We start from the raw sequence: 6,165 nt of genomic DNA, 5'->3' as shown, positions 1-6,165 counted from the left end.
TCGGTAGATAAAAACGGTCTTTTGTCGTTTCATGGTATGGGATTAAAGAGTTAACAAATGCGGTTCTGTTGGCGGCTTTTTTTTGCAATGCGGCGCTTTTTTCGACGCTTTTTAATGGCTTTTTTTGGGTCCTTGATGGATTGGTTCCTGGAATACTTAGGAAGTACTAAGGTTTCGGACACTTCAGCGACTGTTTGTAGTGGTTGCATGGTTGTTTCTTGAATCGTTTCATCTGTCTCGTCCTCCCAAAAATCCTTTTCTTCTATACAAACCTCCTTCGGAAAAAGTGGATCGGGGGGAATTCGATGACAACTGTAATAAATTATTCCTGCTACTATTAGCATACAAATGGCTAGAATCATGGTGCTTTTTTTTATATAATCAATTGGTTTTACATAAAGTTAGAGCAGCTGTTTAGTATTAAAAAGCATTTGCTTAGACGGGACTTGATTTAGGGGCGTAATTTTTTGGCTTTCTAAAAAGGCATAAAAAAAGCTGTCCAAAATTGAACAGCTTTCTTTTATTTTTAAGGTTGAACTTCTTTAGAAATATTTTCGCATTTCTACCAGCAATTTATCAAACAAAGGGACAATTGCTTTCATTTCTGTGGGAGTCATATATTGTACAGAATGGTACTTTCGTTTTGTTAGAAAGATATTGGTCAACTTCATTTGCTGTAATTTATAGCCAATATACTGTTCAAATAAACGAGCAAAAATTTCATTTCTGCGTAAGAAATAATCCAGATAATGTCTGCTAGGAATTGCTTTGCGAATCCGTTTTATGTAACTGGAATCTTGAGTTTTTGATGGATCCCAATAAGCCTTTTCTAGAATATCTTCTACGATAAAACGCATGGGCATTTTTTTACGATCGTAGGTAATTCGTCGTGGATCTGTAGAACGCCCATTGGTCAATGCATAATTCCTAGTATGCGGTTCGCCTTTTGCTCCAAAGTAATAATCCAAAAAATGACCATATTCATGGGCAAAGGATCCCACGCCTCCTGAGAACACAAATCGTACTTTCTTTTCCGTTGGTTTATCAAAACGACTGGCTTCATAATAACGAGTCATATTGATGATTTTAGTAGCAGGCTCATAATGTGCCAAGGCTCCTTTCACTCCTCTCGCCCCAAAGGCAACACCTAAGGTTTTATCCAATCCAAGGTTATTGTTCTTGAATTTCAACACTCGATTCAAATCGAATAAACAGACTGCCAAGGCTGCTAAGTAATTGAAGCGATCTTCATGCGTCACCCAATTCCCAAATTGATAGCCTTTTAAATGGAAAACCTTGGAAACATCTCGGATATCCGCAATTTTCTTCAAATCATTGTCAATCGATCCTTTTCGAAAATACTTATACAAATCTACAAAGCCTTGATCTTCCCACCATCGCTCTGCTCTTGAGCCTCCTTCTGGCTGTAGGGTATCAACAATCTTCATCTACTTTCGACGCTTTTTGGTTGTTTTGGATTTTGTTTTCATCTTTCCAAGCTTTTTCAAACGCTCCTGGTTCAACATACTGTTTGGAACACCTTTCCCTACAATCTCTTCGTCTTTAGGCAATTTTGCCTTTGGTTTTTTCAGTTTTTTCAATGTGCTTTTATTTTTATTAAGAATGCTAAAACGCCTAATATAGCAGCTTTATAGCCCAATGTCAAGCAAAAAAAATACGCTCACCTGTTTTAGTAGCGTATTTTTTTGGACTTTCTCTTATTCGCAAGGAACATAAATGTTTTTGCAGCTGGAAACAAATATTTTTTGCTGCTTCATCCTTCTATCTTTGATATAACGAACTACATCATCGATCGTGGGTACTTTGACCTGTTTGCCTGTCTTTTTTCTAGTCACTAATTTGCTACAATAACGATTGGGGATATAATCAGGTGGGAAAAAAGTAGAATCCGTTGCTTGTTCATGTTGGCGAATCAAATCAATCCGTTCTGGAAAATGCTCAATCATTAATTGAAGTTCTGAATGCGTACACATAATACAAGGAAAGCAGCCAACTCTAGCAAAACCAAAATCATACAAAGGATTGTAACGATAACCATTGTCTAAAATATACTGTATGGTTGCTGTCCCTGACCATGAAATAATGGGACGCTTGACTGTCGCTTCATATTGCTTTAAATAGGCTAAAACCTCTTTTTTGCGGTAGGTATGGTAACTCTTTTTTTCTTCTCCTGATTTGGGGTCTATTTTGATAATAGGTTCATAGTAGTGCTTGAAATAACAATCTGTCGCCTCTAACTTAGACCGACTTGACGATTCTTCCCAGCGAATCCCCTGGTAAATCATACAATCCGACCCTACCTCATCTAAAATATAATCAATCATTGGTTTTACCTTTAATTCTTCCGTACAAAACCTGGCTTTTGTAGAAGGAAAACGTTTTTTTTGATGGATTAAATCTATAAAACCTTGGTATTTTTTCGAGTTTAAATGATTGCTAGGTGCATTCATTGATTGCTCAAGTTCTAAAATAAATGAATACGTTATAGGACTTTCCCAAGCTGTATCACAAAAAGCAATGGACCAAGCTTCTTTTAGGTTCTTTTTAGCCCAGATGCACGTTGCTTGGCTGTCCTTACCTCCGCTAAAAGTTACGATATGTTTCATTGTAATGGATTTTCTAGTTGTTCCAACCATAATTGATAGCCCTTGAGTTGTCCTTGGTAAACTGACATATCCAGTTCAATTTTTAATTTGGCTAAAGGATGTTTTTGTGCCCGTTTTAATTGACGCAGCTTGGAAAGTTCGGCTTGATGTGCTTCAATCGTCGCCTTTAGTCTCGCTTTCCTTTCGGCTTGTTTTTCTTCGTTTGTCATAATTTAAATAAAGTAGGTTGAATGCATTGATAATTTGTAATTAACAGCTCTGTCCGACGATTCTTGATATTTTGGCGCTCTCGTATGGGGATGATGTTAAAACCTCGTTGCTTGGCTTCTGCCACAATAAAAGGATGGGCAAATTCACTCATCGCACACTTAATCCCCGAATCACGCATAAGATTCAAACAATCCAAGCTATCCCCTTTGGTCCAGTTGGGCACTTTATAATAATGCTCTGTATCCAAATAAACAGGGTCCAGATAACAAAAGACCTTTTCTTTATTAAGAACCGTTTTGGAATAAGATATTTTGCTCAATACCTCTCGAAAATCATAGTTGGTAATTTTTACATCTTTTAAGGCTTCAAAGGTTGGTTCTATCTGCTTTAATAGATTCGCTTTTGCATTATCCAAACCTAATCGCAAGGTATCCCCTTTCCCCAAATACGTAAAGTTGCTCAATAGCAAAAAACGAAGGGCTTTATACAAAGGGTCGTACTCCTTTTTTCGCTTCCACTCTTTGACTAAAGAACTGGTAATGGGCAACAATTCCAAGGCTCGATACAAATCCTCTTTGCGCTCTTTAACCACCCAAAACAAGTTGGTCACATCATCATCCAAATCATTCAAAATATTATAAGGCGCTCTTGGCGCATTAAAAAACAAACCTCCTGCTCCAAAGAATAAATCTATTCTCATTTTGTGTGGTGGAAAATGGCTATAAATTGGCTTGGCTAATTGACTTTTATTACCTAATCGAGTAAGTAGCATTGGTATTAAAAAAGTTTTAATTGTTCGTTATCGTAAATCGTGGGATGGTTGCTATAAATAGCCTCTACAGTCATTTTTTTTATACTGGAAATAACTAAACATAAGCTTACTTTTTACTAGCGAGTACTTCACAAGTAACCCTGCGTTTATCGAAGGTCTACAACATTGAGTTACTTGTAAAGTATTCCATTAATACTAGCGAATACTTTACAAGTATCAGTCTATACTTTACTAGATTTATTTTTCTTTTCGTTTCTTCTTTTCTCCAAATAACAGTCACGACTACAATAGGTATGAGTAGCATTCTTATGCACAAAAGGCGTGTTACATTGAGGACAGATACGAGTATATTCCTTCTTGACTCGTTCCTCTTCAGTAGGAGATATTGGAGCCTCTGTTTCATAATCCTTAAACCCAATCTTTCGAGCACGAGCACCAACCTCTTGCACGTGGACGAGTGGCAATTCAGTTTCCAACGGATCACTTTTAACAACAGGAGATTCGTTCGTATTGGTCGGCTGCTCCAAGCTCTCTTGAAGATCCTGCCGTTCTTTCTCACACTCCGTATAATACCACCAAGAAAAACACATCGACAGCACAAACAAGACCTCAAAACCAATCGCAGCCGTGACCAGCTGCCGTCCTAAATCGGCTCGCTCTACCTTCACCGCATCAGAGCGCTCTTGAAAAACTTGAAAAGCCTGGTCTCTCGCTGCCTTATTTTCTGTCTTTAACTCCACCAAAGCAGCGTCCTTTTGCGCTTGTACTACTTGGATATCTTCGTTGTATTGCTCAATGATTGCAGCATCCTCACTTCTTAAGCGCCCCCTCCAAAGACGATTTTCTCGGTAAGTATCACGCTCCAAAGTCAAGGCGGCTATTCTGCCATCATAGTCCTCATTAATCGCATCAGGTTCGACTTGTTTTGGCTGTTCTTGAATCGCATCATCAACAAGCAAACTCGGCAAAATCTTAGCGCCCTCAATTGCAATGTAAATACTTACCGTTAGCGTCGCCAATCCCAAGACAGCCGCAAAAGGCTCGACTTTTTTATACTGAAAAAGTCCTTGCATTGCATCGTTGGTCGATAAACGTTTGATCACCTCAATCGCTACCAACAGAGTAATCGAAGCGACGATGCGAACGAGAGTAGGGGTGCTCACAAATAAGTAAGACAGCATCACAAATGCTGTGGTCATGCTCGCCAGCTGTGCCACCACACCCAAGCTTAAAAAAGCATTGTTTGCCAAAGCAAAACGCTCAGAAAATCGTTTGTGCTTAAATTTTGAATCTAGGGTTTTGTTCAAATTCGTTCTAAATATCCAGCCATTGAGCAGATTCCGTGCCTTGGCGTATGGATTTTCTCTAAAAGTTGTCATATCTTTGTCTTTCAAAATGCTCTTACTTGGAGTTGCTGGATTAAGTGACAGCAACTCCTTTTTTAATGGATTTATTTTTTAATTCGTTGTGCCTCGAATTTGAACATCATATCCAAATCTTCCTTCAATTCTGGTTCCTCTTTGAACACCCCAAACATCAAAGCCAGAAATTGAGCTTTGCTCTCTGTATGAATGTGGATAGCACCGTTTTTATCCGTTCTAATCAAAGCCCACAACGGAGCTTCCTTTAACAGTTGCTTTGAATGTTGAATCACATAATCTTTTGCACTGAATGGGCTGTGTTGCTTGTTATCTGCCATTTTCTATGTTGTTTTATCAATTATCAATAAATAAATATCTTCTAAATGCTGCTCAATCCTGTATTAGAATTGATTTCATGTGCTTGTAAGTGGTCTAAAATCGGTTGTAAATACGCTATGAAAAAGGTCGTATCTTCCTGCTCTTCCTCCAAAATTGCCAACTCAATCGAAAACACGTAGCGAAAGCAATATTTCTCCAAAGGCGTCAAATGAAGGGTCGAAAAGCTTGGTAGGGCTTTGCCTTTTTTGGCCAAGGTTTCCAGCTGTTTGGATACCTTGATGTAAATTTGAGTCAAGGCACATTGGATCAACGCTTCCAAACTGTTGTGCGCAGTGCCATTTCTAAGGTAGTTGCTCAACCATCCGTGCAGCTGTTGCCAATGCGAGCGTTGTAATTGCAAAGGAATTCGTTGCTGCTCTAGGCTTGTGTATAGTTTGTAATCGCTCATGTTGTATTAGTTTAAAAATCGACCATTCTCATACGAATTAATTTTCTTGCCCTCCAGATAAACATCTATTCTCAACACGTCTTTTGTCCAGTATTGATGGATTTGTTCTAAATCGTAAATCCGTTGGCTAATCCCTTTTTCTATGCCCGTTTTGCGCTTGTAGGAGCTGGTCGGGATGATGTACAAGGAGTAGGCGGTAAATTGCGCTTTGTAGGTTTTTAAATCCAAGCGTTCAACACCTGTTTTTGGATGATAATAATGAATGACTTTATTTGTGTTCAATGTTTTTAAGCTGGCCCATTTCCAGAAGTGTCGATACTTGACCAAATACTTTTCAACACTCTTGAGCTGCTTCTCATTTTCAATCTTCATCGCTTTGTTGTTGGTTTGGTTCTTCCACCGAATATG

10 protein-coding genes are annotated in these 6,165 nt (G+C 38.6%); all 10 read right to left on the bottom strand.

Annotated elements, in window-relative coordinates; translation table 11 throughout:
* Positions 1 to 50 precede the first annotated feature (50 nt).
* A complete protein-coding gene (locus CG11_RS28500; RefSeq protein WP_052600319.1) occupies positions 51 to 362 on the bottom strand; it encodes a hypothetical protein in 312 nt (103 codons plus the stop codon).
* A gap of 180 nt (positions 363 to 542) precedes the next feature.
* Positions 543 to 1,448 carry an LPD1 domain-containing protein gene (locus tag CG11_RS28495; RefSeq protein WP_052600318.1) on the bottom strand — a complete coding sequence of 302 codons (906 nt, stop codon included), beginning with the start codon at positions 1,446 to 1,448 and terminating at the stop codon, positions 543 to 545.
* The gene (locus CG11_RS30330) at positions 1,449 to 1,601 is read right to left on the bottom strand and encodes a hypothetical protein (RefSeq protein ID WP_156039965.1); all 153 of its coding nucleotides are present in this window, start codon (positions 1,599 to 1,601) and stop codon (positions 1,449 to 1,451) included.
* A gap of 117 nt (positions 1,602 to 1,718) precedes the next feature.
* Positions 1,719 to 2,627, bottom strand: a complete 909-nt coding sequence (locus CG11_RS28490) for a phosphoadenosine phosphosulfate reductase family protein (RefSeq protein ID WP_052600317.1) — start codon at positions 2,625 to 2,627, stop codon at positions 1,719 to 1,721.
* Complete coding sequence (locus tag CG11_RS28485; RefSeq protein WP_052600316.1) at positions 2,624 to 2,836, bottom strand: hypothetical protein; 213 nt, start codon at positions 2,834 to 2,836, stop codon at positions 2,624 to 2,626. The genes CG11_RS28490 and CG11_RS28485 overlap by 4 nt, the downstream gene beginning before the upstream one ends.
* Positions 2,833 to 3,609: a DNA adenine methylase gene (locus CG11_RS28480; protein ID WP_052600315.1), complete on the bottom strand. Its 777-nt coding sequence runs from the start codon at positions 3,607 to 3,609 to the stop codon at positions 2,833 to 2,835. The genes CG11_RS28485 and CG11_RS28480 overlap by 4 nt, the downstream gene beginning before the upstream one ends.
* A 221-nt stretch (positions 3,610 to 3,830) precedes the next feature.
* Positions 3,831 to 4,988, bottom strand: coding sequence for a hypothetical protein (locus CG11_RS28475; RefSeq protein ID WP_052600314.1), 1,158 nt, complete (start codon positions 4,986 to 4,988; stop codon positions 3,831 to 3,833).
* 71 nt (positions 4,989 to 5,059) lie between these two features.
* Positions 5,060 to 5,308: a hypothetical protein gene (locus CG11_RS28470; protein WP_052600313.1), complete on the bottom strand. Its 249-nt coding sequence runs from the start codon at positions 5,306 to 5,308 to the stop codon at positions 5,060 to 5,062.
* Positions 5,309 to 5,349: 41 nt separating this feature from the next.
* Positions 5,350 to 5,757: a hypothetical protein gene (locus tag CG11_RS28465; RefSeq protein WP_052600312.1), complete on the bottom strand. Its 408-nt coding sequence runs from the start codon at positions 5,755 to 5,757 to the stop codon at positions 5,350 to 5,352.
* Positions 5,758 to 5,763: 6 nt separating this feature from the next.
* A partial coding sequence (locus tag CG11_RS28460; protein WP_231512848.1) for a hypothetical protein occupies positions 5,764 to 6,165 on the bottom strand: 402 nt, incomplete at its 5' end.

Source organism: Aureispira sp. CCB-QB1 (genome assembly GCF_000724545.1).
GTDB lineage: Bacteria > Bacteroidota > Bacteroidia > Chitinophagales > Saprospiraceae > Aureispira.
The sequence above is the reverse complement of the archived record's forward strand: the minus strand, read 5'-3'. Positions and strand labels throughout refer to the sequence as shown.